Below are 21,765 nucleotides of genomic sequence, written 5' to 3' on the forward strand. Positions count from 1 at the left end.
TCCAGTGCGGCAACACCTTCCGGAGCAGCAACGACGCAGACCGCGGTGATGTCCGTCGCGTTGCGTGCGACGAGGAGTTCGATCGTGTGCAGCATCGATCCGCCGGTGGCGAGCATCGGATCGAGGACGAACACCGGGAACCCGGACAGATCTTCGGGCAGCGATTCGAGGTACGGCACCGGCTGGGCGGTCTCCTCGTCGCACGCAACGCGACGGACATCACCGCGGTCTGCGTCGTTGCTGCTCCGGAAGGTGTTGCCGCACTGGATGATTCGGGGCATCCGGTACGACTGGTGGTCGCTTCTGTCGATGACGGACTCAACGACGCCGCCTACATCGTGCCTGGACTCGGCGATGCGGGCGACCGCCAGTTCGGCCCTCGCTGAGGACCCCACGTCGAGGACGCAGCGGGGATGTCGACGCCGAAGCGCGTTACGCGGCCGTCGCCGACCAGCGACCGTCGTGTCGTCGGACAGAGACCGGGTGGTCGAAGCAGGCGCTGATCTCGTCCGAGGTCAGCGTCTGAGCAACGGGTCCCGACGCCGTCACCTCGCCGTCGCGGAGCAGCATCGCGTGCGTCGTCGAACTCGGCAGATCCTCGAGGTGATGGGTGACAAGAACGCTGGCGAGGCGATCGACGTCTGCGCGCAGGCGGTCGATGGCCGACAGCAGACGTTCGCGCGCGGCGAGGTCGAGGCCAGTCGCGGGCTCGTCGAGCAGCAAGAGCGCGGGACGTGGCATGAGGGCCCGCGCGATCAGCGTGCGACCCCGCTCGCCCTGGCTCATCACCGGCCACTCGGAGTCTCTGCGGGCACTCATACCCAACATCTCGAGCAGGTCGTCGGCGTGGCGATGCTCCTCGTCGGTGTAGACGTGGCGGTGGTCGAGCTCCGGGGTGTTGGTGAGTCCGGTCAGCACGACGTCGTGTGCGGTGATCGGCACGTCGATACGCCAGCGCGGGTCGACGTGACCGATGTGGGTTCGCAACTCGCGCATGTCGACCCGACCGAGCCGACGACCGAGCACATCAACGGTTCCGGTCGTGGGATGACTGCGCGCGCCCAGGATCGCCATCAGCGTCGACTTGCCCGCGCCATTGGGTCCCAACAGTGCCCAGTGCTCGCCCGGCGAGACCGACAGGTTGACGTCGTGCAGTAGTTTTCGTCCGCTGCGGACGACGTCGACCGATGAGGCGTTCAGGACTGGCGCGTCGGGGGAGGTCACCAATCAGTTGTAATCCAGCGATCCCGACGCCCCGTCACGGGGTATGGAGGCGCAGGTCAGGATGCGCTCCAGTACGCGCTCATCGGCTCGGTGGCGATGGTCTCGCCGTTCTTCTCGATGTCGAGTTGGCTCGGCCCCACGACGTAGGTCACGTTGCCGTTGGTGGCGCTGTAGGTGTTGCCGCTGCGAGTCGGATAGCCGACCTCGACGGAATTTCCGTCGGCGTATCCCTTGTAGTACCAGCGTCCGGACTGCGAACCGACCTGGCAGATCACGATCTGCGAGCGATTCGTCTGGGCGATCACCATCGCCGGGTCGTCGGCCGCGTTGCAGCGCGGACCCCCGGTGAACCCCTGCCAGTCGGTTCCCGCGATGTCGGGGGTGGCGTGCGGGGTCGTGGGGCTACCCGTGTTCTGGTTGCCGTTGTTCTGGCTCCCATCGTTCTGGTTGCCATTGTTCTGGGATTCGGTGGGGCGAGTGCCGTTCTGGGCACCACCGGAGCCGCCCGTGGTGGTCGCGGATCCGACGCTGGCCGGTGCCCCGGTCGTCGGCACAGCTGAACTCGACGCCGCCGCCGAGCTCGAATCGTCGCCTTCGAGACGCGGGAGCAGGATGAGCGTGGCCAGAACGACGCCGACGACGAGGAGGACTCCCGTCACGATCGCGATGATCACCGCCGGAGACGACCACGGCGACCGCTGCGGGGGCAGCTGGGGGTAGGTCATGCGGAGCATTCCTTCCGTCGGTGACCCGTTGCCGGACTGTGGTGTCGATCAGGTGCGGCCGTACTCGGCGAGTTCGGCCGCGACACGCAGCGTCATGTCGTCGAGCAGATGGACCAGTGCACGGGTATCTGCACCGTATGTCGTTTGCGCGGGCGATTGTGTTGCCGACACCACGAAACCGGGAGGTGTCGTCATTTCGATGTAGTACTTGAGCTTCGGCTCGGTGCCGGAGGGGCGTGCCATCACCCGCACCGACATCCCGTCACCAGCCACCCCGCTGAGCGCGATCGCGTCCGTGCGCAGGCCGTCGTCGCGGCGGGCGTAGTCCTCGGCGGTCACGGCGATGCCTGCCAGTGTGCTCGGCGGTGAGGTGCGTAGACGGTCCATCAGTGCAGCGATCACGGTGGTGTCGTCGACGCGCACCGAATGTTGGCGCGTCACATGCACGCCGTGTGTCTCGTAGAGCGACACGAGCAGGTCGGCCACTCCGACGTCGTCGCGTCGACAACGGTCGGCCAACACGGCCACTGCCACCGCCGCGCTGATGCCGTCCTTGTCGCGCACCGCGTCGGGGTCCACACAGTGCCCGATCGCCTCCTCGTAGGCGTAGCGCAGCGGTTCGCCCGCGCGCACAAGCCATTTGAAGCCGGTCAGCGTCGTGACATGACGTGCGCCCACGCGCCTGGCGATCTTCTCCAGCAGACTGCTCGACACCAGCGTGCTCGCAACGACCGGTGGCGAGTCGTCGGGGCCTGCGGCGGCGTCGGAGAGGATGAACGAGCCGAGCAGCGCACCTGTCTCATCGCCGGTGAGCATCCGCCAGGTGCCGTCGACGCGCGTGCCCACCGCGCACCGGTCGGCGTCGGGATCGAGTGCGATCGCAATGTCGGCTTCGACCTTCTCCGCGCATGCGAGCAGTAGGTCGCTTGCCCCCGCCTCCTCGGGATTCGGGAAGGCCACGGTGGGGAAGTCCGGGTCGGGGTCGAACTGTTCGTCGACGACGTGGACGTCGGTGAATCCGGCGCGCGCAAGGGCATCGACGGCGAGCGCGCCGCCGACGCCGTGCATCGGCGTCAGAGCGATCCGCAGTGAGGCGTCGGCGACCATCGGGAAACGGGTGCTGATGCGGTCGAGGTAGCGGCCGACGATCTCGTCGGCGCGGGGATCGTGCACGACGTCTCGGCGAGGAACGTCGACGGCGTGGGGCGATGCGGCGATGAGTTCCTCGATCTCACCGTCGGCCGGCGGAACGATCTGGGCGCCCCCCGCAAGGTAGACCTTGTAGCCGTTGTCGCCGGGCGGATTGTGGGATGCCGTGATCTGGACACCCGCGACGGCGTCGAGATCGCGACACGCGAACGCCACCAGCGGCGTCGGACCCGGCGCGGGAACCACGACGACGCGGAAGCCTGCCGCCGCGAGGACCTGCGCCGCCGCAGCGGCGAACTGCTCGGAACCATGACGGGCATCACGACCGACCACGACCGAACCGCCCCGGTGTCCGTGCTCGATCAGCCACGCGGCAAGGCCCGCCGTCGCTCGGGTGACGACTGCGACGTTCATTCCGTTGGGGCCCGCGCGCACCGGGCCACGCAACCCCGCGGTGCCGAACCGTAGCGGTGCGGCGAAACGCTCGGCGAGGTCGGGGCCGTCCAGTGCGGAGAGTTCGGCGCGGGTTGCGGGATCGGGATCGGCGGCGATCCACGCGGCGACCCACTCGTCCTCGACTCGTTCGCTCAGGTCCATGACTCCGTCTCTCGCGTCCTCGACTCCGCCACTCACGCCGCGCCGAGTTCTTCGATGATCGCGGCGAGCAGCGTGCCCATTCGTGCCGCCGACGCCCGACCAACCTCGAGAACCTCGGTGTGGCTGAGCGGTTCTCCGGTGATCCCGGCCGCGAGGTTGGTGACCAGCGAGATACCGAGAACCTCCATCGCCGCCGCGCGGGCGGCGATCGTCTCGTGCACCGTCGACATCCCGACCAGGTCGGCGCCGATGGTCCGGAGCATCCGGATCTCCGCGGGGGTCTCGTAGTGGGGTCCGGGTAGTCCCGCGTACACCCCTTCGGCCAGCGACGGCTCGATACCGCGGGCGACGGCGCGCAGGCGCGGGGAGTAGGCATCGACCAGATCGACGAACTGCGCACCGACAAGCGGCGAGCGCGCGGTGAGATTGAGGTGGTCGCTGATGAGGACCGGTTGGCCGACGGACATGTCGTCGCGCAGGCCGCCCGCCGCATTGGTGAGCACGATCGTGCGGGCACCGGCCGCAGCCGCAGTGCGTACCGGGTGGACGACGCGGGCGAGGTCGTGGCCCTCATAGGCGTGAATCCTGCCCAGCATCAACAGGACTCGACAGTTTCCGATCCGCACCGAGTGGATGACGCCGCCGTGTCCTGCGGCCGTCGGCGGCAGGAAGCCGGGGATGTGCGCCATCGGCACGGACGCGATCGGTGCGCCGAACGCCTCAGCCGCCGGGGCCCAGCCAGATCCGAGGACGACCGCGACGTCGTGTGTGGAGGCATCGGTTTCGGCTGCGATGGTCGCTGCCGCGGAGATGGCCGCGGCGTCGGCGTCGACGGTGGGATCCATGGGCATCACACTAGGGGCATCCTGCGTGCGGCGTGTGACCAGGCGATAAGGTCGACCCATGCCGTATCTGTCTGACGCAGCGCAGTCCGAGAATCCCGATATCGCCTACCTGTACCTCGGGTCGCCGGGTGTCGAACTCGACGAGAACAATCCCGAGAACCGGTTCAGCCCTGCGTGGCTCGACGCGATCGAAGGCCTGCTCGACGAGATCGCGGCGGGCCCGGCCAAGGGCCTGGTGATCACTTCGACAGGCAAGTTCTTCACCAACGGACTCGATACCGACTTCGTCTTCGCCAACGCGTCGGAGCTGCCCGCGTACCTCGACCGGGTGCATGCGCTCTACGCGAAGGTCCTGACGCTTCCGCAGTCAACGGTGGCAGCGGTCAACGGTCACGCGTTCGGTGCGGGCGCCATGCTCGCGCTGTGCGCCGACTACGTGGTCATGCGCACCGAACGTGGCTTCTGGTCGCTCCCCGAGGCCGCGTTGAACATGCCGTTCCCGCGCGGGATGGCAGGACTGCTCACCACGCGCCTGCCGGATCGCACCGCCACAGAGGCCATGCTGACCAGTCGCCGCTACGGTGCGGCCGACGCCGTGACGGCGGGCATCGTGGACGACGCTGTGGCGGCCGACGACCTGCTCACGCGGGCGAGTGAGGTCGCCGCTGAGCGTACGGCGGTCGCTGGGCCGAACCTCGCCAACGTCAAACGGGCACTGCGGCAGCACCTTCTCGCCGATCTCGCGGCCCCGACCCCTGCAGCGCTGCTATGAGCGACGGCGCGTCGATCATCGACGACTGGTGGGCGGCTCACCGCGCCGACGTCGTCGGCTGGCGGCGTGCCATTCACCAGCAGCCCGAGTTGTCTCGGCAAGAGGTCAAGACCACCGAGATGGTCATGGCGCTTCTCGGAGAAGTGGGCCTGAACCCCACGCGTCTTCCGCTGGGCACTGGTGTGGTCTGCGATCTCGGCCCGACGACGGGTCAGCGCATCGCGCTCCGTGCCGACATGGACGCGCTGCCCATCACCGAGCACACCGGATTGCCGTTCTCGTCGACCGTGGAGGGTGTCTCGCACTCGTGCGGCCATGATGCGCACACCGCGATCCTGATCGGGGTGGCCCGACTGCTCGCGGCCGTGCCGTTGCTACCGGTCGGTGTGCGACTGATCTTCCAGCCCGCCGAGGAGGTCATGCCCGGCGGTGCGCTCGACGCCGTCGCCGCCGGAGTGACCGAGGGCGTCAGTCGGATCTTTGCGCTGCACTGCGATCCCCGACTTCCTGTCGGCTCGGTCGGCCTCCGAGCCGGCGCGCTGACATCGGCGGCGGATCACATTGAACTGCAAATACATTCGCCCGGCGGGCACACATCGCGCCCGCACCTCACCGGCGACATCGTGTACGCGATGGGTACGGTGATCACCGGACTCCCCGGTGTGCTGTCGCGCAGGGTCGACCCCCGCTCGGGCACGGTCATGGCGTGGGGTGCGGCGCATGCGGGCAACGCGCCCAACGCGATTCCGCAGGAGGGCATGCTGCGGGGCACCGTCCGCACCGGGGACCACGGCACGTGGGACGAGTTGGAACCGTTGGTGCGCAGTGTCGTCGGGCAACTGCTCGGCCCGCTCGGAGTCTCCTACGACCTGTCCTACTTCCGTGGAGTGCCGCCGGTGGTCAACGACGAGACCGCGATCGCGATGTTGGCGAAGTCGGTATCGACGCTAGGGCCACAGGCCATCGCGGACACCCCGCAATCGCCTGGGGGAGAAGACTTTTCGTGGTATCTCGAGCACGTTCCGGGTGCGATGGGCAGGCTCGGCGTGTGGGACGGGCTGGGGCCGCAGATGGATCTGCACCAGCCCAACTTCGACCTCGACGAGCGCGCACTCGAGGTCGGCGTGCGCACCCTCGCGGGCGTCGTGCTCGACATAGGCTGAGCACGCCCGCCCCGCGTCGGGCCCGCGGCGTCGCTCAGGAGTCGATGGGGCCGGGTCCCGGTCCGACGTTGCGCGCCTCGCGCAGCCTGATGTCCTGCACGTAATCAGCTGGAGCGCCTGCACTTTCGGCCGCGTCGGCCATCACGCCGAGGTAGCGCGCCGACGGCAGTCCGCCTTCGAAGGCGTCCATCACGTAGAGCCACGCGAGGACGGGGCCGTCGGAGGTGTCCACGCGCGCACGGATCTTGCGGTGGATGCCGAGTTCTGAGCCCTCCCACCGGTCGAGGGTGGCCTCGTCCTCGTCGGGGACGTCGTAGAGCACGACGAAGACCTTGGCCTCGGGATCGTCGCGGTCCTCGGTGACCGTCGCGAGCGATCCCTCCCAACCGATGTCGGCGCCGGCAAAGGTGAGTCGCCAACCGCGCAGCCAGCCGGTCCCCGACATCGGGGAGTGCGGCGCGCGCTCGGTCATCTGATCCGGACTCATGTTGGACCCGTACGCGGCATATATCGGCACGTCGGGAAACTCTAGATGGTCGCGGCCCGTCACGAAAGCGGACGGTGAGCGACGCGACTCGCCCGGTGACGGCGTGGACGTCGGGGTGGGACTAGGTTGGAGGTGTTGAGCGGTGCCTCTATGCGCCGTACCCGATGGCCCCTCTCACCGAACAGGAGTGTGCTCTGTGACCAGGATCGTGATCATCGGCGGTGGCCCCGCCGGCTACGAGGCGGCGCTGGTTGCGGCAGCGTACGGCGCCGACGTCACCCTGATCGACTCCGACGGCATCGGCGGCGCGTGCGTGCTGTGGGACTGCGTGCCGTCGAAGACCTTCATCGCGTCGACCGGTATCCGAACCGAGGTTCGGCGAGCCATCGATCTCGGCATCAACCTGCGCACCGACGACGCGCTGGTCACGCTGCCGCAGATTCACCAGCGCGTCCGCGACCTCGCGTTCGCGCAGTCGGCAGACATCCGCGACAGGCTGCTCAGCGAAGGCGTGACACTCGTGTCCGGCTACGCCTCGCTGGAGGAGACGCACCCCGGCATCGCGTCGCACCGCGTCGTGGCGACGCTGCAGGATGGCACGACCGAGCACTACGACGGCGATGTCGTCCTGATCGCGACAGGCGCGTCGCCGCGCGTCCTGCCCGACGCCGCGCCGGATGGCGACCGCATCCTGACGTGGCGCCAGCTCTACGACCTCGACAAGCTGCCAGAGCATCTCGTCGTCGTCGGCTCGGGTGTGACGGGTGCCGAGTTCGTGCACGCCTACACCGAACTCGGAGTGAAGGTGACGCTCGTTTCCAGCCGCGACCGCGTGCTGCCCGGCGAGGACGAAGACGCTGCGCTGGTCCTCGAGGATGCGCTGGCCGAGCGCGGCGTCGAATTGGTCAAACATGCGCGTGCCGACAAGGTGGAACCCACCGGCGACTCCGTGACCGTGTACCTCGCCGACGGCCGCACGGTGACCGGCTCGCATGTGTTGATGACCGTTGGTTCGGTCCCCAACACGGGGGAAATCGGTCTCGACCGTGCGGGAGTCGCGACGGACAAGGGCGGCTACATCACCGTCGACCGGGTGTCGCGCACCTCTGTGCCGGGTATCTACGCGGCGGGCGACTGCACCGGGTTGTTCCCGCTTGCCTCCGTCGCCGCCATGCAGGGTCGCATCGCGATGTATCACTCGCTCGGCGAGGGCGTGAGCCCGATCAAGCTGAAAACCGTTGCCTCCGCGATCTTCACGCGTCCGGAGATCGCCACCGTCGGCGTCTCGCAGCAGGCGATCGACGCCGGCGAGTACCCGGCGCGCACCGTGATGCTGCCGCTCTCCACCAACCCGCGCGCCAAGATGAGCGGTCTGCGGAGAGGCTTCGTCAAGATCTTCTGCCGCCCCGCGACCGGTGTCGTGATCGGGGGTGTGGTGGTCGCACCGACGGCGTCGGAGTTGATCCTTCCCATCGCCTTGGCCGTGCAGAACAAGCTGACCGTCGGCGATCTCGCCCAGACGCTCTCGGTTTATCCCTCGCTCTCGGGTTCGATCACCGAGGCCGCGCGACAGCTCGTGCGGCACGACGACCTCGACTGAGTTCTCTCGGCGTGCCCGCGGCGAAGGGCCAGCGCAGGTTGAGTTGGTGCACAGGCTGGAGTTGGTGCACAGGCGCGAGAATCCTCGGCCGCGCGCGGCGATGTCGCGGTACCGTTTCGGCGAGATCACGCGACGACTGACGGGGAGGTACGCGTGTCGGGTCGGTACTACGAGCATCCCGATTTGCCCGCGGTAAGCACTGGTACAGGCTCTCGGAACAGCTACCTGTTCAACGACGGGGGTGCTCATGCGACCAGCAATGGCCGCACTCCATGGGCTTCGATGAGTGTCGCCGAGATCCTCGCGAAGATCGAGAGCATCACCGACAGCTCTGCCAGCGGTGACGCGAACGCCATTCAAGCCGCGCTCGACGCTGTCGGGAAGGTCGTGAAGAGTCTGACGAGCGCCTTCGGAGACGACACGATGCTCGGGCGTGCGGCCGACGGAAGTACCGCGGCGGGTGCGGGTGTCGGCAAAGCCATCTCAGCGGCGGCCGAGTCCGTCCGGCCCGCGATCGACGCACTCGCGCAGGCCCAGGACGTCCTCACCGCTACCTCTCAGCAGGCCGGTGCTGTCAGGCATGCGGCCGCGCAGATCCGCGCGCATCCCGAGGATGCGTCGACGTTGCGTGCGGAGGTCGTGTCGTTGATGGAAGGCGTCTACACGAACCCGATGGTCAGCGTCCAGACGTGGCTACCCGAACTGCCGGCTGCGTCGTCGGATCCGATGGCGGGCAGCGACTCGGGCCAGGGTGTCGTCGCCGGCACCGGCGCGGGATCGGGGCGCACGCAGTCGGGCAACATCGCCGATTCCGACCTGAGCGGCTCCGCCGGACCGGGATCGAGCGGCGAGGTCGCGACCTCGTCGTCGACGCCGGCGCCTGCGTCCCCCGCTGCGGGTGGAGTGGGCCCCGGCGGACCGTCGAGCTCCACCGGAACGTCGGCGGCAGGCACGGCCGACGCTGATGCCGACCGGCTGACGCGAGGAGGGTTCGGCAGCGCCGACTCTGCCGCGGCGAGCACACCGGTGAGTGGCATCGGTGGACCCGGTGGCGCGGACTCTGGGCGGACGGGATCGCTGGGCGCGGGTCGTAGCGGATCGTCCGGTCTCGGCGCAGGTCAGGGCGTCGGCGCGGGTTCGGGGAGTGCGCTTGCGCCATCACTCGGCGCATCGCGACCGCCTGGGTTGGGCGCCGCGCCGTCGACGCCTGCAATGTCGGCGAGCCCGAGTGCGGGACCTGCGATGCGGTCGGGTCCGAACTCCGCGATGCCACCGGCGTCGGGTGGCGGTGCGCGCGACCGTGGCGACAACAAGCACCAGTCGGCCCGCTACCTCAACACCCGTGAGCACGGCGAGGAGATCGTCGGCGACCTCCCGCTCGTCGGTCCGCCGGTGATCGGCGACTGGACGCCGCAGTCGATGCCGCCGCTCGATCCCGCTGCCGACACCAGCGCGAGCGAACCGAAGGTCGATGCGCAGCGATCCGGTGCGCACGCTGAGGCCTCTCGTGAGCGGGGTGCGGGCCGATGACTCCGAACGCCACCGCCGGTCGGATCGACAGGTTGTCGCCCGACGTTCGCGGTCTCGCCGACCGCGTTGCCGACGACGTCGTCGACGATGCGCTCGGCCGACTGGCGGTCGTCGTTGTCGACGTCACCGACATCGGTGGGGTCGAATCGGTACTCGACGCGATGACCCAATGGCAGACCACTGGTCGGGTGTCGAAAGACACCCTCAAGCGACTCGACGCCGCGATGGTGCAGCGTGATGTCGACGGCCTCGCTGCGCACCGTGCGGGCGATGCGCTCACCCAACGCGTTCACTTTCGCGCTGCTCGCGGATTGACTTGTCTGGCAATCATTTTCGACGCCGACATCGCCGCTCGGCGTCGTATGCGAGAAGCGGTGTACGAGGCGTCGGTCGCTCTGGGTGGCAGCGCGGGTGTGGTCGGCGTGCTGGTCGACTTCACCTGACCGGGTGCCTGCGTGCCGGTCGGCGCGCCGTATCAATGACCGGTGAACCCCCGTGGTGTCGATTAGTCTCGGCTCATGGAGACGGAGTTCAATCCGGACCGACCAGCTGACCTTGGGCCGCTCTACCGCGAGCAGGCGTGGCGTCGGCTGGGTACCGAACAGTTCGACATCGTCGTCATCGGCGGTGGTGTCGTCGGCGTCGGAGCGGCTCTCGACGCCGCGACGCGTGGCCTGCGGGTCGCGCTCGTCGAGGCGCGAGACATCGCTTCGGGCACGTCGAGCCGCTCGTCGAAGATGTTTCACGGCGGACTGCGTTATCTCGAACAACTCGAGTTCGGGTTGGTGCGTGAAGCGCTCCACGAGCGCGAACTCTCACTCAGCCTGCTGGCCCCGCACCTGGTCAAGCCGTTGCCGTTCCTCTACCCGCTCACGCATCGCGTCTGGGAACGTCCGTACGTCGCCGCGGGGATCTTCCTCTACGACACGATGGGCGGCGCCAAATCGGTGCCGGGCCAGAAGCATGTGACGCGGTCGGGTGCGCTCCGCGTGGCGCCCGCGTTGAAGCGTGATTCGCTGATCGGCGGCATCCGCTACTACGACACCGTTGTCGACGACGCCCGGCACAGTCTCACCGTCGCGCGCACCGCCGCGAACTATGGTGCGGTGATCCGCACGTCGACGCAGGTGGTCGGATTTCTGCGCGACGCCGACCGCATCATGGGTGTGCGCGTCCGCGATACCGAGAACGGTGAGACCGCCGAGATCAAAGCGCACTGCGTGATCAACGCGGCAGGCGTGTGGACCGACGAGGTGCGGGCACTGTCCAAGCAACGCGGGCGGTTCAAAGTCCGGGCCTCCAAAGGCGTACACATCGTGGTGCCGCGCGATCGGATCGTGAGCGAGACGGCGATCATCTTGCGGACCGCGTCCTCGGTGCTGTTCGTGATCCCGTGGGAGACGCACTGGATCGTCGGCACGACCGACACCGACTGGCACCTCGATCTCGCGCACCCGGCCGCGACCCGCGCCGACATCGACTACCTGCTCGAACGTGTCAACGAGGTGCTGGTGACACCGCTGCGTCACGACGACATCGAAGGCGTCTACGCCGGGCTGCGACCCCTGCTCGCAGGCGAGGACGAAGCGACGTCGAAGCTTTCACGCGAGCACGCGGTGGCCGAGATCGCGCCGGGGCTCATCTCGATCGCCGGTGGCAAGTACACGACGTACCGCGTGATGGCCGCCGACGCCGTCGATGCCTGCGTCGATTTCATCCCGACACGCGTTGCGCCGTCGATCACCGAGCGTGTCCCGCTCATCGGCGCCGACGGGTACTTCGCGCTGATCAACCAGTGCGAGTCTCTCGGCGAGAAGTACGGACTGCACCCCTACCGGATCCGTCGACTGCTCAACCGGTACGGATCGCTGATCGACGACGTGTTGTTCTACGCGGCGGATGATCCGTCGCTGCTGCGTCCACTCGAGGCCGCGCCGCAGTATCTGCGCGTGGAGGTCGTGTATGCGGCCGTCGATGAGGCGGCACTGCACCTCGAGGACATCCTGGCGCGCAGAACCAGGATCTCGATCGAGTACGCGCATCGCGGCGTCGACTGCGCTCAAGAGGTCGCCGACCTCGTCGCGCCGGTTCTCGGCTGGGGCCCTGAGAAGGTGGCGTTCGAGGTCGAGACCTACAAGGCGCGGGTCGCCGCGGAGATCGCCTCACAACAGCAACCCGACGACGAATCGGCAGACGCGCTGCGTGCCGCTGCACCTGAGTCGCGGGTCGACATCCTGGAACCGGTGCCGATTCCGGACTGAATGGCACGCTTTCGCAACAGGACCAAATGCCCTTCGCCCGGCGCCTCGGCGGCGTGACAATGGATTCATGAGCAGAGGAGACGCCATGGTGCACAATCCCATTCACGAGCTTCCCGTCGACGAGGCATGGGCGCTGCTCGCCACCTCCGACGTCGGAAGGATCGCGTTGAGCGTCGGTGGCCAGCCCGACATCTTTCCCATCAACTATTTCGCCGGTGACGGTCGCGTGTTGATGCGCACAGCGGAGGGCACCAAGCTCGCCGAACTCGCCGTCAACGGCAAGGTGGCCTTCGAGGCCGATGCCTACGACGACGACGGCGGGTGGAGTGTCGTGGTCAAGGGGTCGGCGCGAATTCTGACCACCGGCGCCGAGATCGCCAAGGCCGACGAGGCCCCGTTGCGCCCGCTGATCCCGACGTTGAAGTACAACTACGTCGAGATCGTGCCGGACGAGGTCAGCGCGCGTCGCTTCGAGTTCGGGCCAGAGCCGGAGCGGTATCCGGTCTAGGCGCCGACGTTCAGCTCTGGCACCGCGGGCAGTAGTAGACGACCCGATCCTCGCTGGTCGAGTCCGGCCGGTCGCGCCAGAACTCGCGGGCGATGAGCGTTCCGCATCGTCGGCACGGTTGCCCGATTCGTCCGTAGACCCAGGTGCGCGCATTGTGTCCGGTGCGACCGGTGGTGGTGCGTGCCGTGCGAAGCCTGTTGGCCCACAACATTCTTCGGCACAGGTCGACGAGTGGTGGCACGTCGACGTCGGCGACGAGTCGGTCGGGTCGGACACCCCGGAGGAAGCACGCCTCACACCGGTACACATTGCCGACACCTGCCATGAGCCGTTGGTCGAGTAGCGCCTCGCCGATCTTCGCGTCCGGCCGTGCCTCGATGTTGGCGACGGCGCGCGCGGCGTCGAAGTCGTCGGAGAGAAGGTCGGGTCCGAGGTAGTCGAGGTCGGCGGCGGCACGGGGAAGTAGCTCGAGAATCCCGAGTTCGAAGCCGACGGCCTCGTACCCGTTTGCCTGCAACACGATTCGCGCCTGATACGCGGGTCGGCGCCACTTGGTGCCGACGCGATGTACGTGCCACACGCCTTCCATCTTCAGGTGGCTGTGGATGCTGACGCCATCGGGCGCCGACGTCGCAGTCGCCGCCGCGGGCACGACGTCGATGAGCAGATGTTTGCCCCGGGAGCGGACCGCGGCGACCCGTCCGCCGCGCAGGTCGGTGGTGGCCAGCGACGGAATGCGAAAGTCGGTGCGCTCCAACGTGGTCTGATCGAATGCGCGACGGAGACGGTCTGCGGCCTGGTAGACGGTGTCGCCCTCAGGCATGCTGTCCGTATCGCATTCGGAGGCCGCGGGGAGTGGTCGCGAATCCGGCGCCGACGAGCACCCGCTGCAGGTCGGAGCGCAACGCGGTGACGCCGTCGATGGAGTCGATGGTCAGGCGGGCGACACGACCGGCCCGCACGATGTCGGCGAGCGCTGCTGCCATGGCCTCTAATGCGGGGACGTCGTCGCTGAAGGTCAACACGGTCTTCCCGCCGCGTTCGACAAATGCGACGAGTTCGCCCTCGACGAGACATACGAGGGCGCCTGGTTTGCGGCCCGGTCGATGCCCGCCTGCGCCGGGCGTCGTGTCTGGCCAGGGCAGCGCTGCCCCATACGGATTGGCCGGGTCGGTGGCGGCCAGAACCGTCGCGGTGTTCGGTGCGCGGTGACTGCCCGGTGCGTCGTCGGTCAGGGCGTGGCGGCGCAATTGGTCGACGGTGGAGGTGCCCGCGAACTGGGCACCGCCGAGGCCGTCGACGTAGTAGCCTCGTCGCACCTGGCCGCTGTCTTCGAAGATGTTGAGCGCCTTGTAGATTCGTGCGAATCCTCCGACGACGTCCTCCGCCGTCACGCTGCCCCGGGTGACGACCCCGTAGCGTGCGAGCAGTTGGTCGCACAGGGCCTGAGTCGCGACAGTGGTCTCGAGCAGCGCTGTAGGGGTTGCGAACCAACGACCGGTTGCCGTGGAGGGCGTCGTGGCGCCGCCTGTCTGCGAGAGGAGATGCCGCGTGCTCAACCGTCCGGGCCGCAGGCGCGGAGCCTGACCGCGCGATCGGTGTGACGGCATGGACCGACTCGACGACGAGGTGCGGCGAGGCGCCTGCAACGCACGGACCGGCGCAAACGTGTCGTTGCTGACGTGACCGGCCCAGACGAGGTCCCACAGGGCGTCCTCGACCTGCTGGCGCGTCGCGGTGGCGCCCGGCGATGCTTCGCTCTCCGTCGACGCGTCGTCGAGCAGTTGGGCGAAGCGCAGTCCGCCCCCGGTGCCGAAGGTGTCGAGGAGGCGGGTGTGGATCTCGGTGGTGTCGATCTCGACCTCGGTCGGTACGAACAGCGGTGCGAGGTCGGCGGGGAAGAAGCTGATCCAGCCGTCGGTGGAGCCGATCCGGCCGTGACCCGCCCACATGAAGTCGCCGCTGGAGAGGAGTTCGTCGAGCATGGCCGGCCGGTAGTCACTGATCCTGCTCGGCAAGATCAGCGACTCCCACGCCGACGCCGGGAGCTGATGGCCCGCCAGTTGGTCGAGGACCGCCGCGAGTCCGTCGACTCCGGTGAGCCTTTCGTCGTCGGCGACGTGCTGCCACGCTCCGAGAAATCTGGCGAAGGTCGGGCCGTCGACGGGTGCGACGTCGGCTCGGCTCGCGGCAAGTGAGCCTCGTCGGATCTGCCCGAGCACGTCGCTGTGACACCACTGTGTGGTCCACGCGGGGCTGCCGTCGGGGTCGTCGTCGGTGGCGGGTAGAAAGTCGCCTTCGACGACCTTGCGTTCGGCGGCAAGGCGAATCAGCGTGTCGCGCACCACCGCGGGTGCCATTCCGATCGACTCGGCGGCCTCGTCGACGGTGAACGGGCCGTGCGTGCGCGCGTACCGATGGACGAGATCGCCGACGGGATCGGGAACAGACTCGGTGAAAGCTGCCGGAACACCCAGTGGCGCAGGAACTCCCAAGCCGTCGCGCAGGCGCGCGGTGTCTTCGACCGCCGCCCACAGCGGCACGCCCCGGATGCTCACGGAGATGATCGCGCCGCGTCGATGCAGCTCGGTCAACACGTCAAGCGCCGCAGGGCTGTCGTCGTCGCGCCGATACCGCAGCGCCACCTCGTCGGTCGTGAGCGGACCGAGCCACCGCAGCAGGTCGGCGATATCCTCGGCGTCGCGTGCCTTGCGGTGCTCGTCGAGGCGTTGCAGCCGTGCGACCACGGCGGCGATGACGGCGGGATCGAGCAGTTCGCGCAGGTCGACGCGCCCGAGTAGCTGTGCGAGGAGCGCGGTGTCGAGGGAGAGTGCTGCGGCGCGACGTTCGGCGAGCGGGGCGTCGTCGTTGTACATGAACGCTCCGACGTAGCCGAACAGCAGCGATGCCGCGAACGGCGACGGTTCCGGGGTCTCGACCTCGATCAGCCGAACACGTCGCGATCGGATGCGAGTGAGGAGGTCGGTGAGCGACGGCAGGTCGTAGACGTCCTGCAGGCATTCGCGGACCGTCTCCAGGATGATCGGAAAGTCGGGGAATTGTGATGCGACGGAGAGCAATTGGGCGCTGCGCTGGCGCTGCTGCCACAGCGGTGCCCGACGGCCGGGGTCGCGGCGGGGGAGTAGCAGGGCTCTGGCCGCGCACTCCCGGAATCGTGAGGCGAACATCGACGAGTCGGCGAGGGCGTCGGTGACCATCTGCTCGATCTCGTCGGGATCGACGACGAAGACTGCGGCGCCCGGCGGTTCGTCGTCGGTGTCGGGGAGGCGCACGATGATGCCGTCGTCGGATGCGGTGACCGCACCGTCGAGTCCGAGGGTGGCCTGCAGGCGGGCGGAGATCGCCGACGCCCACGGCGCGTGTACGCGTAAACCGTAGGGGGAGTGCAGGATCAGGCGCCAGTCGCCGAGCTCGTCGCGGAACCGCTCGATGACCAGGGTCCGGTCGGTCGGTACCTGTCCGGTCGCGTCGCGCTGCTCGGAGATGATCGACGCGAGGTTGTCGCGTGCGTACTCGCTGAGCCCGAGTTCTGTTGCCTGACGGTCGAGTTCGGCCTCGTCGGCGATGGAGCCGACGAACTTCCCGATCGCCGCGCCCAGTTCGGCCGGGCGTCCCTGTGCGTCGCCGATCCAGAACGGGAGGCGGCCGGGCTGACCGAATGCGGGTGAGACGAGTACGCGGTCGTGGGTGATGTCCTCGATTCGCCAACTCGTCGCGCCGAGCGCGAAGACGTCGCCGACGCGCGACTCGTAGACCATCTCCTCGTCGAGTTCGCCTACGCGGCTGGACTTTTCGCCGACCATGAACACACCGAAGAGCCCACGGTCGGGGATGGTGCCGCCAGAGGTGACCGCTAGTCGTTGCGCACCACGGCGACCGGTCAGTGTGCCAGCATCACGATCCCAGGTGACACGTGGACGTAGTTCGGCGAACTCGTCGGAGGGGAAGCGACCCGAGATGAGATCGAGTGTCGCCTCGTAGATCGACCGGCTCAACTCCCGGTACGGCGCAGCGCGGCGGACGATCTCGTACCACTCGTCGACCTCGAGCACGTCGAGAGCGGCCGCGGCGATCGTCTGTTGCGCAAGCACATCCAGTGGACTGCGCGGTACCTGCAGCTCTTCGATTGCGCCCGCACGCATCCGCGAGACGGCGACCGTGCAGCCGATCAGGTCGGTGCGATGCTTGGGGTACAGAACCCCCTGACTGATCTCGCCGACCTGGTGGCCCGCGCGTCCGATCCGCTGCAGCCCGCTGGCCACCGAGGGTGGTGTCTCGACCTGGATCACCAGATCGACCGCGCCCATGTCGATGCCGAGCTCGAGTGAACTCGTCGCGACCACACAGCGCAGGCGGCCGCTCTTGAGGTCGTCTTCGATCTCGGCGCGCTGCTCCTTGGAGACCGACCCGTGGTGTGCGCGGGCCAGGACAGTCGCGGCGCCGGTGGTGGCCCCCGAGGCCATGACCATTGCGGGTGCGCCGCCACCGACGCGGTCGTTGCGTGGTGGTTCGCGGCCAGGCTCGGTGCGTTGCTCGTGGATCTCGTTGAGCCGCGCGGTGAGACGCTCGGCGAGCCGTCGAGAGTTGGCGAACACGATCGTCGTACGGTTGGTCTCGATGAGATCGACGATCGACGCTTCGACGTAGGGCCAGAGCGAACCCGCGGTCGGCGAGAACGCGTCGTCGAGCTCATCCGCATCCGGTGCATCCGGTGGCGGCGGGATGTTGGCCATGTCGGGTACCGGGACGTCGACGCGGAGGTCGAAGGTCTTCGACGCCTTTGGCCGCACGATGGTGCACGGACGGGAGCCGGAGAGGAACTCAGCGACTAGCTCGGGCGGGCGGACCGTCGCCGAGAGTCCGATGCGTTGCGCCGGAGAGTCGAGCAGTTCGTCGAGGCGTTCGAGCGACAGCGCCAGGTGCGTGCCGCGTTTGGTGCCTGCGACGGCGTGTACCTCGTCGACGATCACCGTCTCGACCGTGGTGAGCGCTTCCCGTGCCGACGAGGTGAGCATCAGGTAGAGCGACTCGGGCGTGGTGATGAGGATGTCGGGTGGCGTTTTGGCGAGGAGTCGACGCTGGGCGGCGGGGGTGTCGCCCGAGCGCACGCCGACGGTGATCGACGGTTCGGTGATCCCGAGTTCCTGCGAGGCGCGTGTGATGCCCGCCAGTGGCGCGCGCAGGTTGCGCTCGACGTCGACCGCCAGTGCTTTGAGTGGGGAGATGTAGAGGACGCGCGTGCCCTTGGACCGATCGGGGCGGGCGGCAAGTGAATCGAGTGCCCAGAGAAACGCCGACAGGGTCTTGCCCGAGCCGGTGGGCGCGATGACCAGGGTGTTCTCGCCGTCGGCGATGGCTTTCCACGCGCCCTGCTGGGCGGGTGTCGGCGCGGGGAAGGCGCCGCCGAACCACCGACGCGTCGGGTCGGTGAAGCGGTTCAGGATGGAGGACGAGCTGGGCACTCTTCCATTGTTCCGCACGGGTCTGACAGTGCGGTGCGACGTGCTGGTCCGGCGGCGAGAACCTGGTATAGAGTCGATCCACGCTGGTTGCCAGGAACCCGGTGAGAATCCGGGACGGTCGCGCCACTGTAAGTCCGACGGGAAGCGACCTGTCGCGACGAGTCAGGACGTGGCAACCAGGCCACATTGCTCCACGTCAGGGACGCGTCATCCCGGAAGGAACCCTCTCAATGGTTGCCACCTCATCACAGGCCGAACGTCGGCCCGCTGCGCTCGCCGTACCGAATCTCTCGGTCGCTTCGGCCGCGCTCTGGCTCACCGCCACTGTGCTCATCGCCGCGCTGGCCTACTACTTCATCGGGTACGACCAGGGCGCCTGGTCGGTGTTCGGCAGCGACACCCACATCCACGAGTTCGTGCACGACTCCCGCCACTTCCTCGGCTTCCCCTGCCACTGATCTGACCCGGGAGACAACAGAACAATGGAGAAGAAGTTCGTCGGCGCGGGCCTGCTATCAGGCCTGATCGCCGGAATTTTTGCGTATGTGTTCGCTCGTATCTTCATCGAGCCGGTGGTCGCCAAGGCGATCGACTACGAAGAGGGTCGCAGCCACGCCGAGGAGATGCTCAGCGGCGAACACGGCCACGAGCACGAGGTGTTCACCAGGTCGGTGCAGGAAAACATCGGGGCCGGGGTCGGCACCGTGATCTTCGCGATCGCGATGGGCGCGTTCTTCGCGGTCGGGTTCACGGTCTTGTGGACCTACCTCGGACTGCGATACCCCGCGACCGATCCGCGCTGGGCGGCGGCCGCGCTCGGCGCGCTCGGATTCGTGGCCTTCTTCGGCGTCCCGTACTTCGCCTATCCGGCCAACCCGCCGGCTGTCGGCAACGACGAGACCATCGCCGACAGGTCGAGTGCCTATCTCACCATCACCGTGGTGTCGGTAATCGCGATCATCGCGGCCGTCGTCTTCGCGCTGTGGCTGCGTCCACGCATCGGTGGGCTGCTCGGTGCGATCGCGGGCGGCGTCGGCTACCTGGTAGTGGTCACCGTCGCGATCGCGTTGCTGCCGAGCTTCGACGAGGTACCGACGCCGGTCACCAACGACGCGGGCCAGATCGTGTTCCCAGGTTTCCCGGGCGACGTCATCGGCGACTTCCGCGTCTACGCGATCGCCAACCAGGTGATCCTGTGGACGGTGCTCACCGCGGTGTTCGCGCTGGTCCTGGGCGCGATGTCGCGCTCGCGGTCGTCGAAGCAGGTTGTCGACGACCCCGCGACGCAAACGGTCGCCTGACGCTCCTTTAAACGCGGCTCGAGTTGGCAGGCGCGGCTGGTACACCAGCCGCGTTCGCAAGTTCGGGCCGCGTTTGGCTTATCCGGACAGCACGCAGTCGCCGCACACGGCTGTGCGATCGCCCGATACCTGGTAGATCAGGCAGCAGCTGCGTCGTCGGAAACTCGGTCCGGCCCGCAGGTATCCGCCCTCGATGTCGGGGCGTGCGAGGAAAAGGTCGGCGTGGCGTCGGGCCGCGTCGGCGAGTTCTGGCCGGGCGGTACCGATCATGCGCACCGCCGAGTTGATCGCCGACGCGATGTTGCCGCCGAGGACGTGTGGCCCAACCGGGTACGACGCGTCGAAGAGTGCGGTGAGGTCGTCGACGGCGCGAGGGAACCCGTCGTCGAGCGCAGGCTTCGCGTCGACCGTCACGACGGATAGGGGGAAGGGCCCGCCGAGATGGTCCTGCCACCAGACGTCTGCGGGGTCGAGGGACAGGCGGGTGCCGATCACCGCTGCAGCGAGCGCCGGTGCAAGCAGCCTGGCGACGAGACCAAGGTGAGTCACCGACGCCGCGACGCGAGGTGAGACGTTCGACGCCGCGCCCGCAGCCAGAGCCTTCCGGACCCTTTCGACGCGGCTGTCGATGCGTCGTGGATTCGCCAGTGCCGCAGCCAGAGTCGACCACGGCCCGTCGACTGGTGCCGCGGCTGCGTGGGTGTCGGTCGCAAAGAACGGTCCGAACTCGGCGAACACGTGATCGTTCACGCTCTCTGCCTATCTCATCGACCGCTCGCGCGTCCAGCGAGCCCGCGAGGGCCGCCGCTGGACAAGTTGGGATCGGGGCTGACACAGTATGGAACGTGTTCTAATTTCCGGCGTTGAACGGTGGGTGGCAATGTTCGAGTGGTCCGAGGAAGACCTCATGGTGCGCGACGCGGTGCGGTCGTTCGTCGACAAGGAGATCCGCCCGCATTCCGACGAACTCGAGAGCGGTCAGTTGCCGCCGTACGACATCCTGCGCAAGCTGATGACGTCGTTCGGCGTCGACGCAATGGCACGCGAGGGCCTGGAGAAGGAGCTCGACGCAGAGGCCGCGGGCGAGTCGAAGTCCAAGGGTTCCGGGGGTTCCGGCGGCGGCATGATGAACTCGATGGCGCTGATCCTCAACATGGAACTCGCGGCCGCGAGCCTCGGCATGGTGGTGTCGATGGGCGTCAGTGTCGGGTTGACGGTGTCGACGATCCGGTCGAAAGGCACACTCGCACAGAAGAAGCGGTGGCTCCCCGAGCTGGTCACGCTCGAGAAAGTCGGTGCCTGGGCGATCACCGAACCGGATTCCGGCTCAGACGCACTCGGTGGCATGAAGACGACGGTCCGCCGCGATGGCGACGGTTACATCCTCAACGGGCAGAAGACCTTCATCACCAACGGTCCGTACGCCGACACGATCGTCGTGTTCGCGAAGCTCGACGAGGGCGATGGCACCCCAATGCGTGAACGCAAGGTGCTCACCTTCGTCCTCGACAAGGGCATGGAAGGCCTCACCCAGGGCAAGCCGTTCAAGAAGATGGGCATCATGAGCTCGCCGACCGGTGAGCTCTTCTTCGACAACGTTCGCCTCGGTCGCGACCGGCTGCTCGGCGAGACCGAGGACGTCGGATCGGGTAGTCGTGGCGACAGTGGCGTCAAGGCGGGCTTCACCGCTGAACGGATCGGTATCGCCGCACTGTCGATGGGCATCATCAATGAGGCGCAACGACTTTCGATCGAGTATGCGAAGTCGCGCACGCTCTGGGGTCAGGAGATCGGGAAGTTCCAACTCATCCAGCTCAAGCTGGCCGAGATGGAAATCGCACGGATCAACGTGCAGAACATGCTGTTCAACGCACTCGAACGAGCGAAGGCGGGTAAACCGCTGTCGCTTGCCGAGGCGTCGGCGATGAAGCTCTACTCGTCTCGCGCGGCCACCGAGGTCGCGATGGAAGCAGTGCAATTGTTCGGCGGCAATGGCTACATGACCGAGTATCGCGTGGAACAGCTTGCGCGCGATGCGAAGTCGTTGATGATCTACGCCGGCAGCAACGAGATCCAGGTGACACACGTGGCAAAGGGGCTGCTGGCGTAATAGCGATGTG

At 67.7% G+C, this 21,765-nt stretch carries 19 protein-coding genes, 1 pseudogene and 1 riboswitch; of the genes and pseudogenes, 11 read left to right on the top strand and 9 right to left on the bottom strand.

Annotated elements, in window-relative coordinates:
* A pseudogene (locus tag A5777_RS23285) lies at positions 1-209 on the bottom strand (uracil phosphoribosyltransferase); the annotation flags it as partial.
* Positions 210-218: 9 nt separating this feature from the next.
* Between A5777_RS23285 and A5777_RS25590 the strand changes: the two are divergent.
* Positions 219-386 (top strand): uracil phosphoribosyltransferase, encoded by a 168-nt coding sequence (locus tag A5777_RS25590; RefSeq protein WP_442903069.1) that lies wholly within the window; start codon positions 219-221, stop codon positions 384-386.
* A 46-nt stretch (positions 387-432) separates the two neighbouring features.
* Here the strand turns inward: A5777_RS25590 and A5777_RS23290 are convergent, their stop codons facing one another.
* The 4 genes from A5777_RS23290 to A5777_RS23305 are packed head-to-tail and all read right to left on the bottom strand — an operon-like array spanning position 433 to position 4,540.
* Entirely contained in the window at positions 433-1,227 is a 795-nt protein-coding gene (locus tag A5777_RS23290; RefSeq protein WP_064865150.1) for an ABC transporter ATP-binding protein, read from the bottom strand.
* Positions 1,228-1,280: 53 nt separating this feature from the next.
* A complete protein-coding gene (locus A5777_RS23295; RefSeq protein ID WP_064865198.1) occupies positions 1,281-1,949 on the bottom strand; it encodes a hypothetical protein in 669 nt (222 codons plus the stop codon).
* Positions 1,950-1,997: 48 nt separating this feature from the next.
* Positions 1,998-3,695: a phospho-sugar mutase gene (locus A5777_RS23300; protein ID WP_064865155.1), complete on the bottom strand. Its 1,698-nt coding sequence runs from the start codon at positions 3,693-3,695 to the stop codon at positions 1,998-2,000.
* A 32-nt stretch (positions 3,696-3,727) separates the two neighbouring features.
* Positions 3,728-4,540 carry a purine-nucleoside phosphorylase gene (locus A5777_RS23305; protein ID WP_039856598.1) on the bottom strand — a complete coding sequence of 271 codons (813 nt, stop codon included), beginning with the start codon at positions 4,538-4,540 and terminating at the stop codon, positions 3,728-3,730.
* A 58-nt stretch (positions 4,541-4,598) separates the two neighbouring features.
* Here A5777_RS23305 and A5777_RS23310 point away from each other — a divergent pair, with 58 nt between their 5' ends.
* Entirely contained in the window at positions 4,599-5,312 is a 714-nt protein-coding gene (locus A5777_RS23310) for an enoyl-CoA hydratase/isomerase family protein (protein WP_005207846.1), read from the top strand.
* A complete protein-coding gene (locus tag A5777_RS23315; RefSeq protein ID WP_064865159.1) occupies positions 5,309-6,475 on the top strand; it encodes an amidohydrolase in 1,167 nt (388 codons plus the stop codon). Before A5777_RS23310 ends, A5777_RS23315 begins: the two co-directional genes overlap by 4 nt.
* Before the next feature lie 34 nt (positions 6,476-6,509).
* Here A5777_RS23315 and A5777_RS23320 read toward each other — a convergent pair whose 3' ends face one another.
* On the bottom strand, positions 6,510-6,992 hold the full coding sequence (locus tag A5777_RS23320) for a gamma-glutamylcyclotransferase (RefSeq protein WP_039856596.1): 483 nt from the start codon (positions 6,990-6,992) through the stop codon (positions 6,510-6,512).
* A gap of 166 nt (positions 6,993-7,158) precedes the next feature.
* Here A5777_RS23320 and A5777_RS23325 point away from each other — a divergent pair, with 166 nt between their 5' ends.
* The 5 genes from A5777_RS23325 (at position 7,159) to A5777_RS23345 (ending at position 12,861) form a co-directional block, all read left to right on the top strand.
* Positions 7,159-8,562 carry an NAD(P)H-quinone dehydrogenase gene (locus A5777_RS23325; protein ID WP_005207843.1) on the top strand — a complete coding sequence of 468 codons (1,404 nt, stop codon included), beginning with the start codon at positions 7,159-7,161 and terminating at the stop codon, positions 8,560-8,562.
* Between the two features lie 282 nt (positions 8,563-8,844).
* On the top strand, positions 8,845-10,092 hold the full coding sequence (locus A5777_RS23330) for a hypothetical protein (RefSeq protein ID WP_231895182.1): 1,248 nt from the start codon (positions 8,845-8,847) through the stop codon (positions 10,090-10,092).
* Complete coding sequence (locus A5777_RS23335) at positions 10,089-10,535, top strand: hypothetical protein (protein WP_064865166.1); 447 nt, start codon at positions 10,089-10,091, stop codon at positions 10,533-10,535. The genes A5777_RS23330 and A5777_RS23335 overlap by 4 nt, the downstream gene beginning before the upstream one ends.
* Before the next feature lie 75 nt (positions 10,536-10,610).
* On the top strand, positions 10,611-12,353 hold the full coding sequence (locus A5777_RS23340) for a glycerol-3-phosphate dehydrogenase/oxidase (protein WP_064865169.1): 1,743 nt from the start codon (positions 10,611-10,613) through the stop codon (positions 12,351-12,353).
* Positions 12,354-12,438: 85 nt separating this feature from the next.
* Positions 12,439-12,861, top strand: a complete 423-nt coding sequence (locus A5777_RS23345) for a pyridoxamine 5'-phosphate oxidase family protein (protein WP_005207839.1) — start codon at positions 12,439-12,441, stop codon at positions 12,859-12,861.
* A 10-nt stretch (positions 12,862-12,871) separates the two neighbouring features.
* Here A5777_RS23345 and A5777_RS23350 read toward each other — a convergent pair whose 3' ends face one another.
* Together A5777_RS23350 and A5777_RS23355 are read right to left on the bottom strand one after the other, a co-directional pair.
* A complete protein-coding gene (locus A5777_RS23350) occupies positions 12,872-13,684 on the bottom strand; it encodes a DNA-formamidopyrimidine glycosylase family protein (RefSeq protein WP_064865173.1) in 813 nt (270 codons plus the stop codon).
* Positions 13,677-18,344, bottom strand: a complete 4,668-nt coding sequence (locus A5777_RS23355) for an ATP-dependent helicase (protein WP_005207837.1) — start codon at positions 18,342-18,344, stop codon at positions 13,677-13,679. The genes A5777_RS23350 and A5777_RS23355 overlap by 8 nt, the downstream gene beginning before the upstream one ends.
* A gap of 53 nt (positions 18,345-18,397) precedes the next feature.
* Positions 18,398-18,552: riboswitch (cobalamin riboswitch) on the top strand.
* A 22-nt stretch (positions 18,553-18,574) separates the two neighbouring features.
* Here A5777_RS23355 and A5777_RS23360 point away from each other — a divergent pair.
* The gene (locus tag A5777_RS23360) at positions 18,575-18,802 is read left to right on the top strand and encodes a CbtB domain-containing protein (protein WP_005207836.1); all 228 of its coding nucleotides are present in this window, start codon (positions 18,575-18,577) and stop codon (positions 18,800-18,802) included.
* A 24-nt stretch (positions 18,803-18,826) separates the two neighbouring features.
* Positions 18,827-19,645, top strand: coding sequence for a CbtA family protein (locus tag A5777_RS23365; RefSeq protein ID WP_064865176.1), 819 nt, complete (start codon positions 18,827-18,829; stop codon positions 19,643-19,645).
* 78 nt (positions 19,646-19,723) lie between these two features.
* On the opposite strand, the gene A5777_RS23370 is transcribed toward A5777_RS23365, so the two are convergent.
* Entirely contained in the window at positions 19,724-20,395 is a 672-nt protein-coding gene (locus A5777_RS23370; protein WP_005207834.1) for a (2Fe-2S)-binding protein, read from the bottom strand.
* Between the two features lie 130 nt (positions 20,396-20,525).
* Between A5777_RS23370 and A5777_RS23375 the strand changes: the two genes are divergently transcribed.
* Positions 20,526-21,755, top strand: a complete 1,230-nt coding sequence (locus A5777_RS23375) for an acyl-CoA dehydrogenase family protein (protein WP_064865180.1) — start codon at positions 20,526-20,528, stop codon at positions 21,753-21,755.
* The last annotated feature ends 10 nt before the right edge of the window (positions 21,756-21,765 follow it).

This window comes from Gordonia sp. 852002-10350_SCH5691597 (assembly GCF_001665715.1).
In the GTDB taxonomy this organism is placed as follows: Bacteria; Actinomycetota; Actinomycetes; order Mycobacteriales; family Mycobacteriaceae; genus Gordonia; species Gordonia sputi.